The organism is Mesorhizobium sp. WSM4844 (assembly GCF_055811775.1).
Genome location: NZ_JBVVQB010000007.1, coordinates 30,190 through 46,876 on the forward strand (window position 1 = coordinate 30,190; position 16,687 = coordinate 46,876).

At 61.5% G+C, this 16,687-nt stretch carries 18 protein-coding genes and 1 pseudogene; 13 read left to right on the forward strand and 6 right to left on the reverse strand.

The window, feature by feature from the left end:
* Positions 1–567: 567 nt before the first annotated feature.
* The 4 genes from AC0L2A_RS08490 to AC0L2A_RS08505 all read left to right on the forward strand — a co-directional run bounded on the left by AC0L2A_RS08490 (position 568) and on the right by AC0L2A_RS08505 (position 3,794).
* Positions 568–786, forward strand: a complete 219-nt coding sequence (locus tag AC0L2A_RS08490) for a hypothetical protein (RefSeq protein WP_473491534.1) — start codon at positions 568–570, stop codon at positions 784–786.
* 238 nt (positions 787–1,024) lie between these two features.
* The gene (locus tag AC0L2A_RS08495) at positions 1,025–2,311 is read left to right on the forward strand and encodes an SDR family oxidoreductase (protein WP_473608347.1); all 1,287 of its coding nucleotides are present in this window, start codon (positions 1,025–1,027) and stop codon (positions 2,309–2,311) included.
* Complete coding sequence (locus AC0L2A_RS08500) at positions 2,311–2,784, forward strand: DUF2269 family protein (protein ID WP_473608348.1); 474 nt, start codon at positions 2,311–2,313, stop codon at positions 2,782–2,784. The genes AC0L2A_RS08495 and AC0L2A_RS08500 overlap by 1 nt, the downstream gene beginning before the upstream one ends.
* 59 nt (positions 2,785–2,843) lie before the next feature.
* Positions 2,844–3,794 (forward strand): NAD(P)/FAD-dependent oxidoreductase, encoded by a 951-nt coding sequence (locus tag AC0L2A_RS08505; protein WP_287216961.1) that lies wholly within the window; start codon positions 2,844–2,846, stop codon positions 3,792–3,794.
* Positions 3,795–3,854: 60 nt separating this feature from the next.
* Here the strand turns inward: AC0L2A_RS08505 and AC0L2A_RS08510 are convergent, their stop codons facing one another.
* Positions 3,855–4,472: a TetR/AcrR family transcriptional regulator gene (locus AC0L2A_RS08510; protein ID WP_473608350.1), complete on the reverse strand. Its 618-nt coding sequence runs from the start codon at positions 4,470–4,472 to the stop codon at positions 3,855–3,857.
* A 97-nt stretch (positions 4,473–4,569) separates the two neighbouring features.
* Between AC0L2A_RS08510 and AC0L2A_RS08515 the strand changes: the two genes are divergently transcribed.
* Both AC0L2A_RS08515 and AC0L2A_RS08520 read left to right on the forward strand, forming a co-directional pair.
* Positions 4,570–4,794: a hypothetical protein gene (locus tag AC0L2A_RS08515; protein WP_023801326.1), complete on the forward strand. Its 225-nt coding sequence runs from the start codon at positions 4,570–4,572 to the stop codon at positions 4,792–4,794.
* Positions 4,795–4,831: 37 nt separating this feature from the next.
* Positions 4,832–5,275 (forward strand): GFA family protein, encoded by a 444-nt coding sequence (locus AC0L2A_RS08520; protein WP_473477169.1) that lies wholly within the window; start codon positions 4,832–4,834, stop codon positions 5,273–5,275.
* Between the two features lie 74 nt (positions 5,276–5,349).
* Here AC0L2A_RS08520 and AC0L2A_RS08525 read toward each other — a convergent pair whose 3' ends face one another.
* Positions 5,350–5,667 carry a hypothetical protein gene (locus AC0L2A_RS08525; RefSeq protein WP_473477171.1) on the reverse strand — a complete coding sequence of 106 codons (318 nt, stop codon included), beginning with the start codon at positions 5,665–5,667 and terminating at the stop codon, positions 5,350–5,352.
* Between the two features lie 186 nt (positions 5,668–5,853).
* On the opposite strand from AC0L2A_RS08525, the gene AC0L2A_RS08530 reads away from it, so the two are divergent.
* The 3 genes from AC0L2A_RS08530 to AC0L2A_RS08540 all read left to right on the forward strand — a co-directional run bounded on the left by AC0L2A_RS08530 (position 5,854) and on the right by AC0L2A_RS08540 (position 7,461).
* Entirely contained in the window at positions 5,854–6,675 is an 822-nt protein-coding gene (locus AC0L2A_RS08530; RefSeq protein WP_473608351.1) for an SIR2 family NAD-dependent protein deacylase, read from the forward strand.
* A gap of 81 nt (positions 6,676–6,756) precedes the next feature.
* Positions 6,757–7,005 carry a hypothetical protein gene (locus AC0L2A_RS08535; protein WP_287228727.1) on the forward strand — a complete coding sequence of 83 codons (249 nt, stop codon included), beginning with the start codon at positions 6,757–6,759 and terminating at the stop codon, positions 7,003–7,005.
* Between the two features lie 141 nt (positions 7,006–7,146).
* The gene (locus AC0L2A_RS08540; RefSeq protein ID WP_473608352.1) at positions 7,147–7,461 is read left to right on the forward strand and encodes a hypothetical protein; all 315 of its coding nucleotides are present in this window, start codon (positions 7,147–7,149) and stop codon (positions 7,459–7,461) included.
* Between the two features lie 13 nt (positions 7,462–7,474).
* Here AC0L2A_RS08540 and AC0L2A_RS08545 read toward each other — a convergent pair.
* Together AC0L2A_RS08545 and AC0L2A_RS08550 are read right to left on the reverse strand one after the other, a co-directional pair.
* A pseudogene (locus AC0L2A_RS08545) lies at positions 7,475–7,804 on the reverse strand (thiamine pyrophosphate-dependent enzyme); the annotation flags it as partial.
* A gap of 694 nt (positions 7,805–8,498) precedes the next feature.
* The gene (locus tag AC0L2A_RS08550; RefSeq protein WP_473608354.1) at positions 8,499–9,821 is read right to left on the reverse strand and encodes an NAD(P)/FAD-dependent oxidoreductase; all 1,323 of its coding nucleotides are present in this window, start codon (positions 9,819–9,821) and stop codon (positions 8,499–8,501) included.
* Between the two features lie 703 nt (positions 9,822–10,524).
* Here AC0L2A_RS08550 and AC0L2A_RS08555 point away from each other — a divergent pair.
* On the forward strand, positions 10,525–10,770 hold the full coding sequence (locus AC0L2A_RS08555) for a hypothetical protein (RefSeq protein WP_091590277.1): 246 nt from the start codon (positions 10,525–10,527) through the stop codon (positions 10,768–10,770).
* Between the two features lie 16 nt (positions 10,771–10,786).
* Positions 10,787–11,002: a hypothetical protein gene (locus AC0L2A_RS08560; RefSeq protein ID WP_027154083.1), complete on the forward strand. Its 216-nt coding sequence runs from the start codon at positions 10,787–10,789 to the stop codon at positions 11,000–11,002.
* 209 nt (positions 11,003–11,211) lie between these two features.
* Here AC0L2A_RS08560 and AC0L2A_RS08565 read toward each other — a convergent pair whose 3' ends face one another.
* Positions 11,212–11,916: a phosphoribosyltransferase gene (locus AC0L2A_RS08565; protein WP_091590822.1), complete on the reverse strand. Its 705-nt coding sequence runs from the start codon at positions 11,914–11,916 to the stop codon at positions 11,212–11,214.
* 301 nt (positions 11,917–12,217) lie between these two features.
* Here AC0L2A_RS08565 and ku point away from each other — a divergent pair, with 301 nt between their 5' ends.
* Positions 12,218–13,021: a non-homologous end joining protein Ku gene (gene ku, locus AC0L2A_RS08570; RefSeq protein WP_473608355.1), complete on the forward strand. Its 804-nt coding sequence runs from the start codon at positions 12,218–12,220 to the stop codon at positions 13,019–13,021.
* Between the two features lie 41 nt (positions 13,022–13,062).
* A complete protein-coding gene (locus tag AC0L2A_RS08575; RefSeq protein ID WP_473608356.1) occupies positions 13,063–14,103 on the forward strand; it encodes an ATP-dependent DNA ligase in 1,041 nt (346 codons plus the stop codon).
* Between the two features lie 32 nt (positions 14,104–14,135).
* Here the strand turns inward: AC0L2A_RS08575 and ligD are convergent, their stop codons facing one another.
* The gene (ligD, locus tag AC0L2A_RS08580; RefSeq protein ID WP_473608358.1) at positions 14,136–16,685 is read right to left on the reverse strand and encodes a DNA ligase D; all 2,550 of its coding nucleotides are present in this window, start codon (positions 16,683–16,685) and stop codon (positions 14,136–14,138) included.
* Between the last annotated feature and the right edge of the window lie 2 nt (positions 16,686–16,687).

Here is a 16,687-nt window from a genome sequence, read left to right on the forward strand (position 1 = left end):
GTCGGTCGAGGCCAATGGTGTTTCTAATGGAACGCTAATATACATGGACGCTCGAACGAGCAGCGCCTGCCAAATACCTGGGGAACGCCATGCGAAGCCTCGTCTTCACGATGTGTATCGCCACCGCAACTGCCGCCAGCGCCCATGATTGGTACGAGGACAGGATTGACCCACTGACGAAATTCAAGTGTTGCGGTGGCTCTGATTGCCGCGCCATACCTCGGTCGTCGGTACGGTCCAGGATAGACGGTGGTTACACTTACTTGCCGCATAATTTCAACATCCCACGGGACCGTGTGCAGGAATCGCCGGACGGCCAATACCACATCTGCGAGAGTACCTACGTCGTCACTAATCAGCTGTATTGGCGTTGCTTTTTCGCCCCTCGCGCAAATGTCTCTCTAATTCTCCCACATTAAGACACTGCCTGAATTCCTTGCCGCCCGGACAAGTGGAGCTGGACCAGTCCCAGTGCTTCGGCCGGAGAAGCAGCTGTTGTGATCGATCATCCGGGGAACATTTTCGTCAACCTTTTATTAAGCAGAGAAGCTGGTTTGGAGCAGATCAATGGGCATTTTTTCCGACCTTGATAAGAAATTGACGGAAAATCTCTACGCGCACGGCAACGACCTCGTCGATCCTGCTGCGGATCTTCCCGAGAGCGTCGAGGAACGGGTCGAACTCTTGATGCCGTTCGTTCAGCCCGAGGCTCGCGAGTTGGTCCGCTCGCAAATCCTTGGTCTCATTCATGAGTACATGAATGAGGATTCCGCCCCATCGCGTTAGAGACCGTGGTCATGCGGCGCCGGGAGGACAATCGTGTGGGAGCAACGCTGCAAGCGCGCACCATAAACAGCAGTAAACGTCGCCACTTTCGACTTGAACGCCTATGGTCATCATCAACCCTGAGCCGCCGGCCGAAAGACGGGTGCTTTCGCAGCGCCGGAAAAACATCGACGATGTGGAGGAGATTCGCGCCGAATAGAACGGCGACGATCTCGTGGCTGCCGGAGATCGGGGTCCGATGAGAATTCTCGTTGTTGGAGCCACCGGCTTGATCGGCGCTTCGATCTGCGCCCGCCTCGTTTCCGAAGGACATGAGGTGGTCGGCATCGCCCGTAGCCCTCGGGAAAATGCAGCCCGTGATTATCAGACATTGGTGCTGGATATGGCCGCCGCGCTACGCCCTGAAGATTGGCTGCCGCATCTGACTGGCGTCGATGCCGTGGTGAACTGCGCCGGCGTTCTGCAGGACAGCCCGCGCGAAAAGACCGGGCAAGTCCATCGCGATGCGGCGGCGGCTCTTTTTCTCGCCTGCGCGGGGGCCGGCGTTGCCAAGGTGATCCACTTCTCGGCAATGGGAGTGGATCGGGCACAGCCCTCGTCGTTCTCGTCGACGAAATATGCCGGCGATCAGGCGCTGATGGCGCTTGACCTGGACTGGATAATCCTTCGCCCTTCGGTGGTGCTCGGCCGGCCTGTGTTTGGGGCCAGTGCATTGTTTCGCGGCCTGGCCTCGCTGCCGGTCCTGCCGTCAATGCCAGATACCGGCCGGCTGCAGGTCGTGCAGCTCGAGGATGTGGTCTCGACGGTGCTCTTTTTTCTCAATCCCGGCAGTCCGTCTCGTCTGGCGCTGGAACTCGCCGGTCCCGAACAGCTGACCATGGATGAGATTGTCGGTACTTTCCGCCGCTGGCTCGGCTGGGCTCCTGCAGCCAGGCTGGTCTTGCCGGGCTGGGGTGCGCGGCTTCTCTATCGCCTCGGCGATTTTGCCGCGATGCTCGGCTGGCGGCCCCCAATGCGCACCAACGCCGCCAGGGAGATCGCACGGGGGGCGCTCGGAGATCCCTCGGACTGGATTTCCCTGACAGGCACGCGGCCACAAAGCCTGGCGCAGTTCCTCGCGCTAAACCCTGCGACGGTGCAGGAAAAATGGTTTGCCGGGCTTTATTTCACCAAGCCTGCAATCTTCGTCGTGCTGCCGTTCTTCTGGATCATGACGGGGGTTGTGTCGCTGACCACTGGCTACGGCAACGGGATCGGCCTCATGCAAAGCACGGGGGCTGGCATGTTGTCGGCGCCTGCCGTGATCGCCGGCGCTGTTGCCGACATCGTCGTCGGCGCACTGATAGCCTGGCGGCCAACGGCGCGAAAAGGCCTCTACGCTGGCATCGCGCTCTCGCTGTTCTATCTGGCCGTGGGCACTTTCCTGCGCCCGGACCTGTGGAACGAGCCACTTGGGCCATTCCTGAAGGTCTTGCCGATCATCGTCCTTCACTTCGTTGCCTTGGCGATCCTGGAGGAGCGCTGATGCTCTATTTCGTACTGAAGTTCCTGCATGTCATCGGTGCCAGCGTGCTGCTTGGCACCGGGGCCGGCATCGCATTCTTCATGCTTCTCGCCCACAGGACCGGCAATGCGGCAACAATTGCGGCAGTGGCGCGCATCGTCGTGGTCGCCGACTTTCTGTTCACGGCAACCGCCGTCGTGGCGCAGCCGATAACCGGCGTCGCGCTCGCCTGGCTGGCGGGCTACTCGCTCTCCGAAGGCTGGATCGTGCTGTCCATCGCGCTCTATATCGTCACCGGTGTGTTCTGGCTGCCGGTGGTATGGATGCAGATGGAAATGCGCAATCTGGCGTCCGCAGCCGCCAAAACGGGGACCCTGCTGCCGGCCCGGTATATCAGGCTTTTCCGGCTGTGGTTCGCCTTCGGCTTTCCCGCCTTTGCTGCCGTCCTCGGGATTTTCTGGCTGATGATCGCGCGGCCGACGATCGAGTGGTAACGCCTTGCAGCGACAGATGTCGTGGCTTCGATTTCGGCGCTGGAACATCTTTCCCATGAATGCGTTCGGCGCGGATGGATCAACCCGCGCGCAAACGCCGACATTCAGCCTCGTCCGCCACTGAAGCGGATGTTCTCATCGTTGGCGGTGGACCTGCGGGGCTGGCGGCGGCTATCTATCTCGCCAGGTTCCGTCATCGGGTCGTCGTGGTCGACGCGGGTGAACCGCGCGCGAGGCTGATTGCGGAAAGCCGCAACTGTCCGGGATTTCCGGAAGGGATCAGCGGCCCCGATCTTTTGCAGCGGCTTCGTTCCCAGGCCGCCAAGTTCGGAGCGACACTGATCCAGGATCACGCGTCATCGGTCGAGCCGACCGTAGGCGGGTTCGGCGCCGAAACCAACGGCGGGCGGATCGTCGCCCGCAAGGTATTCCTGGCGACAGGTATGGTCGATGTCGTGCCTGCAATTCCGCGTCTGCGCGAGGCCATCGCCAAAGGCAGCGTACGCCTTTGCCCGGTTTGTGACGGCTACGAAGTCATAGATCGTCAGGTCGCGGTCATCGGTCACGAGGCGCAGGTGCTGCGAGAGGCCTTGTTCCTCAAGCAGTATACGCAGCACGTCACAATGATCGCACGCTATCTTCCAGATTTTTCCGCCAGCACACGACGCGTGGCCACGGAAGAGAACATTGCTATTTGCGACGCATTCAAAAAGTTTGTTCCCACCGACAGCGGCTACCAGGCCATCCTCAAGGACGGCGAGGTGCGCCATTTCGACGTCATCTATCCGGCGATGGGATGCCAGGTGCGTTCCGACCTTGCGCTGGCAATGGGCGTCAAATGCTGCGACGAGGGCTATGTCATCGTCGACAAGCATCAGCGGACTTCGGTCGAGGGGGTGTATGCCATCGGCGACCTGGTCAAGGCTCTGAACCAGATCGCAGTCGCCTTCGGCCACGCTGCGATCGCTGCGACCGATGTTCACAATGACCTGGCCCTCGGCTACGAATAACGCCCCTGAACATTAAAGGGCACAGATATACGGTAGGCGGGGCGAGCGGGATGGCACCAGCTATTGTTGTGGTGCTGGGTTTCCCAGCCCCTCCAACAGTGTGCTCAAGGCCGCATCCAAGGGGGCCGATCCCACCTTTTCGGGCACCAGGAGTCCATCGATCGCAAGCATGGTCATGCCGTGGATGAGCCCCCAGCCGGCTGCCGCCTGACCTTCTATAGGCCGCTTGCGAATGCTCCCCGCGGCCTGGCCCCGCCGGAGGATTTCGACGAGAACGTCGAATACCGCCAGCGCCCGCTCATTGAGATGCATTCCCACCGCTTTTCCCTCCTCCGCGCTAAACATCAGGCGGTAGAGAGCCGGATTGTCCGTTCCGAACGCGACGTAGGCTCGAGCTATCGGAATAATTTCCTCGCGCAGAGTTTTCGGCGCTTCAGCGTTCGCCGCCGATAGGGACACGCGCAGCCGGTCGAACCCAATCATAGCGATCTCCGCAAGCAGCGCGGACTTATCGGGGAAGTGCTTGTACGGTGCCGCGTGGCTTACGCCAGCCCGGCGGGCAACTTCCCGCAGCGTAAACTGCCAGCCCTTCTCCTCCCGAAGCATATCCAGCGCCGTCTCGATAACCGCACGGCGGAGATCGCCGTGGTGATAGGGGCGGTTGGGTGCGTCCTGCATGCTACCTCAAAGTTTCTTGGGAATACATTGTTGACACTGGCTACTTTAGGGACTACATCAGGGGCGTAAGTTTCTTCTGTCTACATCGGAGTGGACCATGAACGCAATCGCAAAAATCACCGATGCAGATCGGCTAGGCAGTCTCCTCGCCGGCCAGCGTGCTGCCTTCATGCATGATGCTGCGCCTTCGCTGGCGCAGCGACGCGCTGATCTGGCCAAGTTCAGGGTCACGATCATCGGGCGCCGCAAGGCGATCGAAGATGCCATCAATGCCGATTTCGGACATCGATGCTTCGGCGATTGGAATTCCGTTTCCCAATGACAACGAGGAGCATCAGCACATGACCATGGACCCATCGTTGGCGCTACGCGGCTCCTGCGAATGCAGCGCTTGCTCGTTCGAGGTGCATACGTTGCCGAAAGCCAGGTTCCGGTGCCACTGTTTGATCTGCCAGGCCTTCAACGGCAAACCGTTCGCGGATGTGGTCGCCGTTCGCGCCAAGGGTGTCGTGCTGAAAAACGCCGGCAATATTTCATTCAAGAAATACCGTCCGCCGCCGAACTTCAATCGCGGGGTCTGCCGGACCTGCGGCAAGCCGGTTGTGGAGGTTGCCGGCGTCGGGCCGCTCAAGGTGATGTTCATCCCGGTCAGCAATTTCGAGCCCGAGGCCCGGCTGCCGCCGGTTCGGATGGATATATTCTATCACCATCGTGTGCTGGACGTGCCCGGTAGCCTGCCCAAGTACAGCGGCTATTACCCGAGCCTTTTGGCAGTCGGGAAAATGATCATGAGTGGCTTGTGAATTGGTGAATCGATTTACTTGGGTGCCTGTGCCCGTTTCATGTTCGGGACCATAAGCTCTCGAAACCAATCTCGCTAGCGCAGCAGGGCTGCCAGCAGGAAGGCCGCGGCGGCTACGAGAACGACTGCGGCAATCACCAGCACCGGCCAGTTCTTGCCAGGCTGAAGACCAGGCTCGCTTGCTGCCGGTCGCATCGCATCGCCGAAGCTTGCTTCATTCGTGAACTCAGGCTGTCGCCGTGGACGAGCCTCGGCGACAGGATTTGGCATACCGGCCGCTTCGGCGTCGGTCTTTTCAGGTGCCGCGGCAGGGTCGAACCCCGGGGTCTTGTCCTGTGTCGCCCCGGCCTGAATATCGCCTCTCGCTTTGGTCTGATCTCGTCGGACGGCCATCATGGTCTCTCCCCTGACACCAAACTTCGATCTGGCTCAGCGGTTCCAGTCTGCGCCGCATTTGCTGAACACACCCGATTTTCCGAACAGACCCGGTTTCTGAACAGACTTGGCGCTGATCCGGCTTCTGCGGAACAGAGGGCGGCTTTCGCAGTTGTGTTTGGATCATTGCCTGGTGAGTTGGCCATGCCGTCTGCACTTGAGCAACTGGCTCAATCCGTGAAAGAGCGACGAGCGATCTTGTTCGTGGGGGCGGGTGTGTCGATGAGCGTCGGCCTGCCATCCTGGGAGACGCTCATCGAGCATATGGTGGATGAACTCGGCCTCGATCGAGACGTGGTCGACAGGCCAGAGTCCAGTTACCAGGCTCTTGCCGAATATTACCGGCTAAAGCATGGCAGTCTCGGCCCCTTGCGCAGCTGGATGGATCGCGAATGGAGCGTCTCGCGGGAAAAAGTCAAGCGATCGGCGATCCACAAGCTGATCGTGTCACTCGATTTCCCGATCATCTACACAACCAACTATGATCGAAACCTTGAGGTTGCGTTCGAAGTCCACGACCGCGCGTTCGTAAAAGTGGCCAATGCCAAGGATATCGCCAAGGTGAACGGCGAGGTTACCCAGATCATCAAATATCACGGCGATTTCGACGACGACGCATCGCTGGTCCTGGCGGAGTCCGACTATTTCGAGCGGCTGTCGTTCGAGTCGCCGTTGGACGTGAAGTTTCGCGCCGACGCACTCGGGCGCACCGTCCTGTTCATCGGCTACAGCATGTCAGACATGAACATCCGTCTGTTGCTGTATCGGCTTTGGGAAACCTGGCGCCGGTCCGGTTATGAAAGGAATCGTCCGAAATCGTTCGTCTTCATGCCGCAACCGAGCGTCGTCCAGGAAGCGGTCCTCGGACGCTGGGGTATCGACATGCTGACCGACGAGGCCGATCGGCCGGAGGATGCTCTGGTGGCATTCCTGAGCAAGCTCAAGGACGCGATAGACCAGGCTTAGTGCCGATGCGTTCGGCCGGGAACATTGTAGATCGTTGCGACGTTCATAGCTGCGAAGGGATGCTGTTTGCGGAGGCCTATGATGGGCCAGTTCCAAATGATCGATCTCGTTTCCGTCATCGACGCCTGCACCACCGACCGCGCCGCAGGGCGATTGGTGTCGATGGCCAAAGCCGTCGAAGAGTTGCGGGTGCTGACCGGTGATTTCATCTCGCCGGACGAAATCGTGGCCAACGCACTGTCGCCGGTGGCGTGGGCGCGCGGCTGCGCGGTCCTTTTCGACGAGCAGCCGGGCGCCGATATCCTGCACACGCCATGGCAGGATGCCTGACTGAGGACGCCTGAGCGCGCCGAATATCGGCAGCCGCGCCGGCCGGGCGCTGCACGCATTGCATATGCCGCCGCCGGGAGCGCTGGCGGCGGTACCGCAACAGGAGTGTTTAGCCACAATCCGTGAAACCGGAGAAATGCTATGAACAAAAACGAGACCCGTTACGAACATGGCGCGACAAAGTACCCGGCAAAGAAAGATGCCGACGCGTCGGATCAATTCTCGCAGGAGGCAGCCGGCAACAAGATGCCTGCCGGCGGCATGGGCCTGACCCGGTCAAGGGACGAGGTGGAGGACAAAACCCATCAATCCGAAGGGCAGGACCCGCCCAGGCGGTCTACGCCCAGCGCAGCGACCGAAAAGACATCCGGCGCCGGTCCGTCGATCGCCGAGCGTTCCAAGGACGCCAAGGCTCCGAAGAGCGGCCGCCAGCCAGGCGCCTACACCAAGGACTGACCGGCCAGGGAGCTCAGCCCATCATCGTCTTCAGCGGCTCCCTAGCGAGGTTTGCTTCGATCTCCTTGCGGCCCGGCGTTTCCCGCAGGGCTGTGCGCATGTTCTTGCGATATTCGTTCGGCATGCGCGGCGGCAGCATAGGTTCATATGCGTCGACGACCGCCTCTATGATCACCGGACCTTCCGCGGCAAATGCAGCATCAAGAACCCCATCGACGTCCTCAGGCCGGGTGACGCTGTAGCCGATGCCCCCCATGGCTTCCGCGGCCAGGGCGAAATCGATCGGCTGGAGTTCGCAGGCAAATTGCGGGTTGCCGAGGAACATCATTTGCTCCCAGGCGATCTGGTTGAGCATGTTGTTCTTGATCACCAGAAGCTTGAGCGGAAATCCTGTAACGCACGGCCGTCGAAATGTGTCGACAAGGATCTCGGCGGTGTTGGGCATGGTTGCCTCCAGTGTGTTGTCCCGGGCCAATGACCGCCCCAGGCCAAGGACAACCGGGAGAAGCAGGGCGAGGGCGCTTGTAAGAAGCGGCGCTGAGATTGACGCCTCCGGCGTGGACGAGGTGCGGGGCCGCTCCGCCTGTGGAAGAGCTGGGTGAGATAAAGCCGTGCGTGCCCCGCGCAGGGGGCGAGCATCCACAGGTTGGTTAAGACGTTGTCGACGACACCCCAGCGCCGTAGAAACCGGTCTCCCGCATGATGCCGTAGTGCAGGGCCACGGCGTTGAGTTTGCGCTGCCACGTGTGTAGGTTGCGGCAAACATCCCGGCCGCTGGCGCGGCGTATGGGCCGAGCAATTCGCCTTACCGGCAGAAGCAGAAAACGCTAGAATGAACTCCTGCGACGGTTCCAACTGCGCCAAAGACGAGCGCGATGAGCGCGGCGCTCTCCCGAGCGGATTCTGGTGCAACTCCTACCACGTTGCGCTCATGCACCCGGAGACTTGACTGCGAGGGAACGTGGGGATTCCGCTCACCCGTCTGCTGACACTTTGACTTCGCTTGGTGCGCGTCAGGCCTGACTTCCGGCTGATCTTCAGATAGCGGCGATGTCCAGCTTCGAGCCGTCGACCAGACGCGACAGGCGGAACGGTGTAGGATCGACGCATGGCTTGTCGTTTACGACAAGCTCTGCGGCCAGATAGCCAAGCCCCGGGCCCAAACCGAAGCCGTGGCCCGAGCAGCCCGCCGCGAGGACGAGGCCTTTCACCCCGTCCACCTGCGACACCACAGGCACTGCGTCCGGCGTGCAATCGACGAAGCCGCCCCAGGCACTATCGATCTCTATATCGCCGAGTTGGGGGAAGGTCTTCCGGACACTCTCCACCACTTGGCTTACCAGCCATTTTAAGGGTGGAGGATCCAGCACCCGATTCTGTTCGAAGATCCGATCGTCGCTGGTCAGCAGCGCCGGCATTGAATCCGGCCCCGAAAGGAACGATTGGCCGATGCCGAGCCTGACGTTCTTCAGGCGACGCAAGAATTGCGGCATGAATTCCCGGCTATACCGGATAGCCTGGGGCGTGATTTCGAGGTTCGCCTTGCCGCTGATCGCAAGCGTATAGCTGCCGTCCAGTCGGCGCGTGATCGTGCAGTAGGGTGTGGAGACCGCCTCGCCTATGTTGATTGTCGGGGTGGAACGCAGCGCGGTCTGCCGGATGCTCGCTTGGGGGAAACTGATCCCGAGCGGCCTAAGGAAGCGCGAGGACCAGGCGCCAGCGGCGCACAGCACCGCGCTGGTTCTGATGTAGCCCTTCTCCGTGTGCACGCCCGCAATCTTGCCATTGGCCAAGTCGAGCGCCCGCGCGGCGCATTCCTGGTGGATGGTGGCGCCCAGAGCTCTGGCCCCATCGGCGATAGCCGGCGCGGCGAGCGCAGGTTCGGCCTTACCATCCCGGTCCGAATAGGTCCCGCCGACCCATTTGTCGCGCGCTTCGGGGACGCGCTCGGCCACCTCCGCCCGGCTCAGCATGCGGGTGTCGACCTCGTACTCCCTGGCGACCTCGCGCCACCTTTCCCAGCCGGCGAGCACAGCCTCGTCGTGAGTGGCATAGACGAGACCGCAGCGTCGAAATCCAAGGTCCCGATTGATATCGCGCGTCAGCTCGTCCCACAGTCGCATGGAGATCACCGAGAGCGGCAGTTCGCGCCGATCGCGGTTCTGCTGGCGGCACCAACCCCAGTTTCGGCTCGATTGTTCACAGGCGACGTGGCCCTTCTCGAGCAGAGCCACAGAGAGGCCACGCTTCGCCAGGAAATAGGCGGCCGTAGAGCCGAGGATGCCGCCGCCGACGATGACGACGTCGACCTCGGCCGGGAGACGCTCATCGCTGTGAATGCGTTCGACTCGGGGCGACATGTTCCAACCAACCTCGGCTGCCAAGAATGCGGAAGCAAAGTTCCGATCAGCCCTTCATCGCATCGTGCGCTCGAAAGAATGTGCCGAAATCATCCAGGACTTCGCCAGATGTGCGGGTTTTTGATCCCTTGATCGATACGAGATGCTCAAGCCCGACCGAGTTCCAGTTCGGCGCAGGGCGGCGTAACCTGCTCGCGAGTCCGTTGGATCGCGCTTGAGGGTCTTGAGCCTGCGAGCGAAGTTGTTGGCAGCAACGAAGTCGGCGAGGTGTTACCTGAGCTGATCGTGGCTCTCGTAGTAGAAGCGTTTGACCGTGGCGTCCTTGATCGTGCGGTCCATCCTCTTGCAGCTTTACGCGCTCGCTGCGGCGGGGCGTCAGACGTGGACATAGGCGATCAGTCGCCGAACGACGGAGATGCTCTGATGTTCCATCGGAACACCGCGGGGAGAAAAACTGACGGATCATGGCAAATGCGGATAGCAGCCCGGAGCAGATGAGCGAATAGACGGTTTATTCGGCCGCCATCTCGGAACGATCCCGCCGCCCTGCCATTATCGCCATAAGGACAGGCTCAGATCGTGGTGGCGCACGATTGGTCCGGTTCGGCAAGGACCGTGGCCAACTGCAATCACCGGAAGTGGACGGTTCCGCCAGCTATCTGGGCCTCAAAAAATCGAACGCAAGGCACCTTGGAGGAAACCAATGGCTGGACGCAGAACCCATGAGCAGCAATTGCGCATCATTGAAAAGCGGGAGAACACGAAGGGCGCCGGCAAGGATTTCGACGCAGAGGCTGACCTGAAGCGATCAGCAGCGGAACGTGAAGCGCTGCGCAAGGGGTCGGAAATCAGGTCCAAGACACCCGACCTCGTTGACCCTGACGATCGCAACATCCTTCGCGGAGAAAATCAGCAGAGCGTTCATCACAAGAACCGTCCCGACGACTAAGAATTGGAGCAAGCCCATGGCAAAAGGTAGCAAGAAGCACATCGGAGCGGGTGCGCGGGGAAAGGGTTCCGGTGCAGGCGCCATGACCACCACCCCAAAGGACAAGCTCGAGGAAAACAAAGTCCTGTCCAACCGCGACAAGGCCCAGCACACGAAGCAACGCGGTCTGGATTCCAGGCAGATCGCGACTGAGCAGCGCCAGGATCACGCTGCCAATCGTTTGCGCGATTGACGGCTCAACCGCCGCTGGCGCGCGGTGGCGCGGCCCTGACCGGGGCCGCGCTTCAGGTCGGCTGCGAGCGCAAGGGGAGGGGCCGTTTGGCTCAGGCCAGGCCTATTCGCCACTGAAGAGCGGTTCTATCGGATGGCGCGATTTGGTCATTTTGAGTTCGCGCAGAAATATCGCCGCGCTCGACGATCGCCATCGGTTGTCGGTCCTTGCTAGCCATGGCGTGCTCCTTCGGCAGATCGCGTCGACGACCTGCTCTCAAACTGCTCTGCCTCACGCAGCAGCCGGATCACTTCCGCGTCCGTGGTCTGTTCGAAGTCCTCATAATACCGGCTCACCGCAACAAACGGCTCAGGCGTGGCGAGACAGACCACTTCGTCCGCATCGGCTTTGATCAGGTCCAGCGTGTCCCGAGGTGCGACCGGGACGGCCAACACGACATGCGCGGCGCGATCCTTCCTTAGCGCCTTGAGCGCCACTCTGACCGTGCCTCCGGTCGCAATGCCGTCATCGACGACGATGACGGTCCGGCCCAGGACCGAAGCCGCAGGCCGGCTTCCGAGATAAAGGTTTCTGCGACGTTCGATTTCGAGCAGTTGCCGCCGCTTCTCTGCTTCGACGTATTCGTCTGACGGCCGGACCAAAGCCATCGCCTCCTCGTTGAGGACGAGCTGCGGATTTTCCCCGTCGACGACCGCGCCGATGCCATATTCGGAATGGCCCGGCGCGCCGATCTTGCGCACAAGCAGCACGTCGAGCCGGGCACGGAGTGCCTTCGCCACTTCGAAGCCAACCGGCACGCCGCCGCGCGGCAGCGCCAGCACCATTGGATCGGTTGCCGCGAACCTGGCCAAAGCGGCGGCAAGCTGGCGCCCCGCATCCGTTCGATCTTTGAATCCCAAGGCGTCAAAGCGCATGGTCTTCACCCTTTTGACCCTGGCATCGCGCTGCTCAGGCCCGGATTGTCGAAAACACCCCGGCCGGTCGCGCTCCTCGACCAAAATTCCTTACTGGCGAAACGACGATAGGAGGCAATTGTTTCGTCTCACCTTGGTAAAAATTTGCCGAGCCATGCGATTGGCCCCGGTTCTGCTGCTGGCCCGGAGGGCGTCTCAGGCAATGGGCTAATGCCGTGGCCTTGGCGCGCGAAAAAAACGCTGCTGGAACAATCGATCGCCCTGCTGCGTTCGACTGTTTTACTCCTGCCGGGGGTGCTCGATGGCGCCACGTCCTTTCTGGAAAGGCTATCTGAAGCTTTCGCTGGTGACCTGTCCGGTGGCGATGACGCCCGCTACCACCGAGAGCGAGAAGGTCCGGTTCCATACGCTCAATCGCAAGAGCGGGCATCGGGTGGTCAGCCAATATGTCGATGCCGTCAGCGGCAAGCCCGTTGCTGAAGACGACGAGGTGAAGGGCTACCAGCGCGGCGAGGACGAATACGTCCTGCTCGAGGACGACGAGATCGAAGCGGTTGCGCTCGAGAGCACGCGTACCATCGATATCGACATGTTTGTCGATGCCGAAAGCATCGGCTGGATCTGGTACGACAAGCCGCACTATCTCACCCCTGACGACCCGGTAGGGGAGGAGGCATTCTCGGTCATTCGCGGCGCAATGAAATCGACGGGGACGGTCGGAATATCGCGACTGGTCATGTACCGCCGCGAGCGCGCCGTCATGCTTGAACCACGAGGCAAGGGCATCGTGCTGTGGACACTGCGCTATGGCGATGAGGTTCGCGATCCCGAGGATTATTTTGGCAAGATCGACGACGTCAAACCCGATCCGAAACTGATGGATATGGTCTCGACCCTGATCGATGAGCGAACCAGGCAGTGGGATCCCGCCATGACCGGAGATCCGGTCCAGGCGCGGCTGCTGGAGATCATTGCCTCGAAGAAGAAGGGCAAGAAGGGTCCGGCCAAGGCGAAGGCCAAGGCCGAGCAACCGGCCAGCAACGTGATCAACATCATGGATGCGCTGCGCAAGAGCATCGGCTCGGAGCCCGGAAAGCGGAAATAAGCGCCTGGGAGCAGGCTGGGCTGGGAGACAAAGGCAGCACAATGAAGGTCATACCCCGCGATCCTGCTTTCGACAGCACCCGCCGATCCAGCGATTTCCTCCTGCCGCTCGATACGCCTCCAATGGAGGCAAAGGCGGCCGATGCGATTCCCGAAGGAGATGGATGGCAATACGAACGCAAATGGGATGGTTTTCGCTGCCTGGCATTTCGCCAGGATGATGCGGTGGAGTTGCGCGCAAAGTCAGGCAAGCCGCTAGGACGCTATTTTCCCGAACTCCTCGCGACATTGAAGGGACTGCCGTCGCGCCGTTTTGTCGTCGACGGGGAAATCGTCATCTCGGTCGACGGCAAGTTTTCGTTCGACGCGCTCCAGATGCGGCTTCATCCCGCCGAGAGCAGGATCCGCAAGCTGTCCGCCGAAACCCCGGCTAGCATCGTCCTGTTCGACATGCTCTGCGATCAGCACGGAACCGTCTGGTTGGCGCGGACCCTGAAAAAACGGCGAGCGATCCTTGAGGCTTTCGTCGCTTCGGCAAACCGCAGGAACATCGTGCTTTCGCACTGCACGCGCGATGTGAAGGAAGCCCGCTCCTGGCTAGGGGATGCCGGACATGGGGCGACAGACGGCGTCGTTGCCAAGCGGCTGGACGGTCCGTACCAACCGGGGGTGCGCGCGATGGTGAAGGTGAAGCGGCTGCGGTCGGCCGATTGTGTGGTCGGCGGCTTTCGCTATCTCAGCAGCAGTCGTCAGGTCGGATCATTGCTGCTGGGTCTGTACAACGAGGCCGGCAAGCTCGACCACGTCGGTTTCACCTCGACCATTGCCAAGGAGGACAGGGCCGAGCTTACCCGCAAGCTCGAAGCCATGCGCGAGCCACCGGGCTTTACCGGAAAGGCGCCGGGCGGGCCGAGCCGCTGGAGCACCGAGCGCAGCGGCGAATGGGAGCCGGTGCGGCCCGAACTGGTGGTCGAAGTGCGCTTCGATCACGTCACCGGCGACCGTTTCCGGCACGGCACCAAGTTCCTGCGCTGGCGACCAGACAAGGCGCCCGAGCAATGCACTTTCGAGCAGATCGCCTGATTATTCCGATGCATGCACTCGCAGTGCCGTCCTCAAGCCGCTCTCTTGCGCCGGTTTGCACGGTCTTCGATTGGCGCTGCGGCCGCGCGGAAATCCTGCCAGGGGTCCGACGACAGCGAGGCAAGCCGGGTCGGTGTGTTCTCGACGGTAAAATAGGCCGGTCCGATGCCGGGGCCGAGCTCGTCCCAGGCAAGCGGCATCGACACCGCCGCACCCGGTCGTGCTCTTGTCGAATAGGGTGCGACCGCGGTCGCACCACGCTGGTTGCGCAGATAATCGACCAGGATTTTCCCGCGCCGTTTCGATTTGGTGATGGTCGAGACGTAGCGGTTGGGACTGTCGGCGGCCATGGAGTCGGCAATCGCCTTGGTGAAGGCTTTTACAGCTGGCCATTCGGCTTTCGGCTTCAATGGCGCCACGACGTGCAGACCCTTGCCGCCGGAGGTCTTGATGAAGGGGACAAGCCCCGCATCCTTCAGCCGGTCGCGGGTCTCGACGGCGGCTTCGATCACCGCCTCCCACCTCACGCCTTCGCCGGGGTCGAGATCCATGATGATCGTGTCCGGACGCTCCCAATCGCTCACCGTCGAGCCCCAGGGGTGGATCTCCAGCGACGCCGACTGGACGAGACCGATCAGCCCGTCGAGATCATTGATGCTGATCAGCCGCTCGTCTGGCGGATCCTTGGGGTCGTGGACCAGTACGATGTTGGGGTTCAGCCCCTTCCAGGCATGCTTCTGGAAGAATTGCTCGCCCGAAATCCCGTTGGGACAGCGCACCAGCGCCAGCGCGCGGCCGACGATGTAGGGCGACACATAACGCCAGACCTCGGCATAATAGTCGGCGAGGCCTTCCTTGGTCACGCCCTCGTCCGGCCAGTAAAGACGGTCGGGATGGGTGAGCTTGACGGTCCGGCGCTGAGGTTTAGCCGTCTCCTTGCTCGTCTTCGGCGTCTCGCGCGTGATTTCTTTCGCCGGCTTGTCTTCGCGCAACCCGCGGAACGAGGCGTGGCGCAGATGGCCGTCGGCGGTCCACGCCCGGAACTCGACTTCGGCGACGAGGTCCGGCCTGACATAGCGGACTTGCCGAGCCTCGTCGGCGCTCAGCCGTTTTTCGAACGGGCTTGACGGAATGCGTAACCGCTCGAGCTTCTTGAACAGGCTCTCGGCGACCGCTGCCGTGTAGCCGGTGCCGACGCGCCCGACATGATGCAGCTTGCCGTGGTCATAGACACCCAGGACAAGCGAACCGATCGCCTTGCGCGACGTTGTCGAGGGGACATAGCCGGCCACGACAAATTCCTGCCGCGCCGAGCATTTCGACTTCACCCAGTTCTTGCTGCGGCCGGCGCGGTAGGGCGCATCGCGAAGCTTGGAGACAATGCCTTCCAGGCTCAGCCGACAGGCATGTCGCAGCACCAGGGCGCCATCCTCCTCAAAATGACCGCTGTAGCTGATGATGCCGCTGTTACTGCCGATGATTTTTTCCAGCAATTCCTTGCGCTTGATTAACGCAACGTCGCGCAGATCGTAGCCGTCGAGATGAAGCAGGTCGAAGACGTAGAAGTGAAAGCGATCACTGCGGCCCTCGCTGAGATCGGCTTGCAGCGCGGAAAAATCCGATGCGCCGGCTGACGTCTCGACCACGAGTTCACCGTCGATCAGCGCCGTCCCGACAGGGATATCGGCCAGCGCCGAAACGACCGCCTTGCCGAATTTCTTCGTCCAGTCGAGACCGCTCCGCGTCAACAGTTTGACGCGGCCGGCTTCGATCCTGGCCTGCAGCCGGTAGCCGTCGAATTTGATCTCGTGCAGCCAGCGCTCGCCCGACGGCGCTGACGAGACCAGGGTCGCCAGCGTCGGTTCGACGAAATCGGGAAGCGCCGCCTTCTTGGCGCCCTTGATCTTTGACGGTTCGGGAACGCTGATAGTGGCGGGGGCCTCTTCCGCTGGAGCTGGCCTGGTGCTGCCGCCGCGGCGCCTGCGAATGCGCCCTGTCTTAGACGACCAGCCGGGCTCTTCGCCGGCGACGTCCTCTATCTTGCGGCCGGTGGCGACGGATTCCGGCCGCTCGTCCAGAATGTCGGGATCACGTTCGGTGCGCGCGGCGTCATCGTCGCCTTTGATCAGTAGCCAGTTCTCGCGCTTCTCCCGGGGCTTTCCGGCCATCCGCACAAGATGCCAGCGGCCGCCAAGCTTCTCGCCGTGAAGTTCGAAGTCGAGATGGCCTTTCGCATAGCCGCGATGCGCGTCGCCGATCGGCGTCCAAGTGCCTCTGTCCCAAAGGAGGACGGTGCCGCCGCCATACTCGCCCTTCGGGATTGTGCCTTCGAAGTCGCCATATTCCAGAGGATGGTCCTCGACGTGGACGGCAAGACGCTTCTCGCCGGGGATCAGGCTCGGCCCTTTTGTGACGGCCCAGCTCTTCAGGACGCCATCCATTTCGAGACGAAAATCATAATGGAGCCGGGTGGCATCGTGCTTCTGTATGACGAAGCTGTTCCCGGTCCTCGGCGCCCTGCGGCCCTGCGGCTCCGGGGTAACGGAAAAATTGCGCTTCTTGCGGTAGGTCTCGAGCGCCATCG

Coding starts and splice junctions, on each gene's coding strand:
- AC0L2A_RS08490 (WP_473491534.1), top strand. CDS start 568: ATGGGCATTTTTTCCGACCTTGATAAGAAATTGACGGAAAATCTCTAC.
- AC0L2A_RS08495 (WP_473608347.1), top strand. CDS start 1,025: ATGAGAATTCTCGTTGTTGGAGCCACCGGCTTGATCGGCGCTTCGATC.
- AC0L2A_RS08500 (WP_473608348.1), top strand. CDS start 2,311: ATGCTCTATTTCGTACTGAAGTTCCTGCATGTCATCGGTGCCAGCGTG.
- AC0L2A_RS08505 (WP_287216961.1), top strand. CDS start 2,844: ATGCGTTCGGCGCGGATGGATCAACCCGCGCGCAAACGCCGACATTCA.
- AC0L2A_RS08510 (WP_473608350.1), bottom strand. CDS start 4,472: ATGCAGGACGCACCCAACCGCCCCTATCACCACGGCGATCTCCGCCGT.
- AC0L2A_RS08515 (WP_023801326.1), top strand. CDS start 4,570: ATGAACGCAATCGCAAAAATCACCGATGCAGATCGGCTAGGCAGTCTC.
- AC0L2A_RS08525 (WP_473477171.1), bottom strand. CDS start 5,667: ATGGCCGTCCGACGAGATCAGACCAAAGCGAGAGGCGATATTCAGGCC.
- AC0L2A_RS08530 (WP_473608351.1), top strand. CDS start 5,854: ATGCCGTCTGCACTTGAGCAACTGGCTCAATCCGTGAAAGAGCGACGA.
- AC0L2A_RS08535 (WP_287228727.1), top strand. CDS start 6,757: ATGGGCCAGTTCCAAATGATCGATCTCGTTTCCGTCATCGACGCCTGC.
- AC0L2A_RS08540 (WP_473608352.1), top strand. CDS start 7,147: ATGAACAAAAACGAGACCCGTTACGAACATGGCGCGACAAAGTACCCG.
- AC0L2A_RS08550 (WP_473608354.1), bottom strand. CDS start 9,821: ATGTCGCCCCGAGTCGAACGCATTCACAGCGATGAGCGTCTCCCGGCC.
- AC0L2A_RS08555 (WP_091590277.1), top strand. CDS start 10,525: ATGGCTGGACGCAGAACCCATGAGCAGCAATTGCGCATCATTGAAAAG.
- AC0L2A_RS08560 (WP_027154083.1), top strand. CDS start 10,787: ATGGCAAAAGGTAGCAAGAAGCACATCGGAGCGGGTGCGCGGGGAAAG.
- AC0L2A_RS08565 (WP_091590822.1), bottom strand. CDS start 11,916: ATGCGCTTTGACGCCTTGGGATTCAAAGATCGAACGGATGCGGGGCGC.
- ku (WP_473608355.1), top strand. CDS start 12,218: ATGGCGCCACGTCCTTTCTGGAAAGGCTATCTGAAGCTTTCGCTGGTG.
- AC0L2A_RS08575 (WP_473608356.1), top strand. CDS start 13,063: ATGAAGGTCATACCCCGCGATCCTGCTTTCGACAGCACCCGCCGATCC.
- ligD (WP_473608358.1), bottom strand. CDS start 16,685: ATGGCGCTCGAGACCTACCGCAAGAAGCGCAATTTTTCCGTTACCCCG.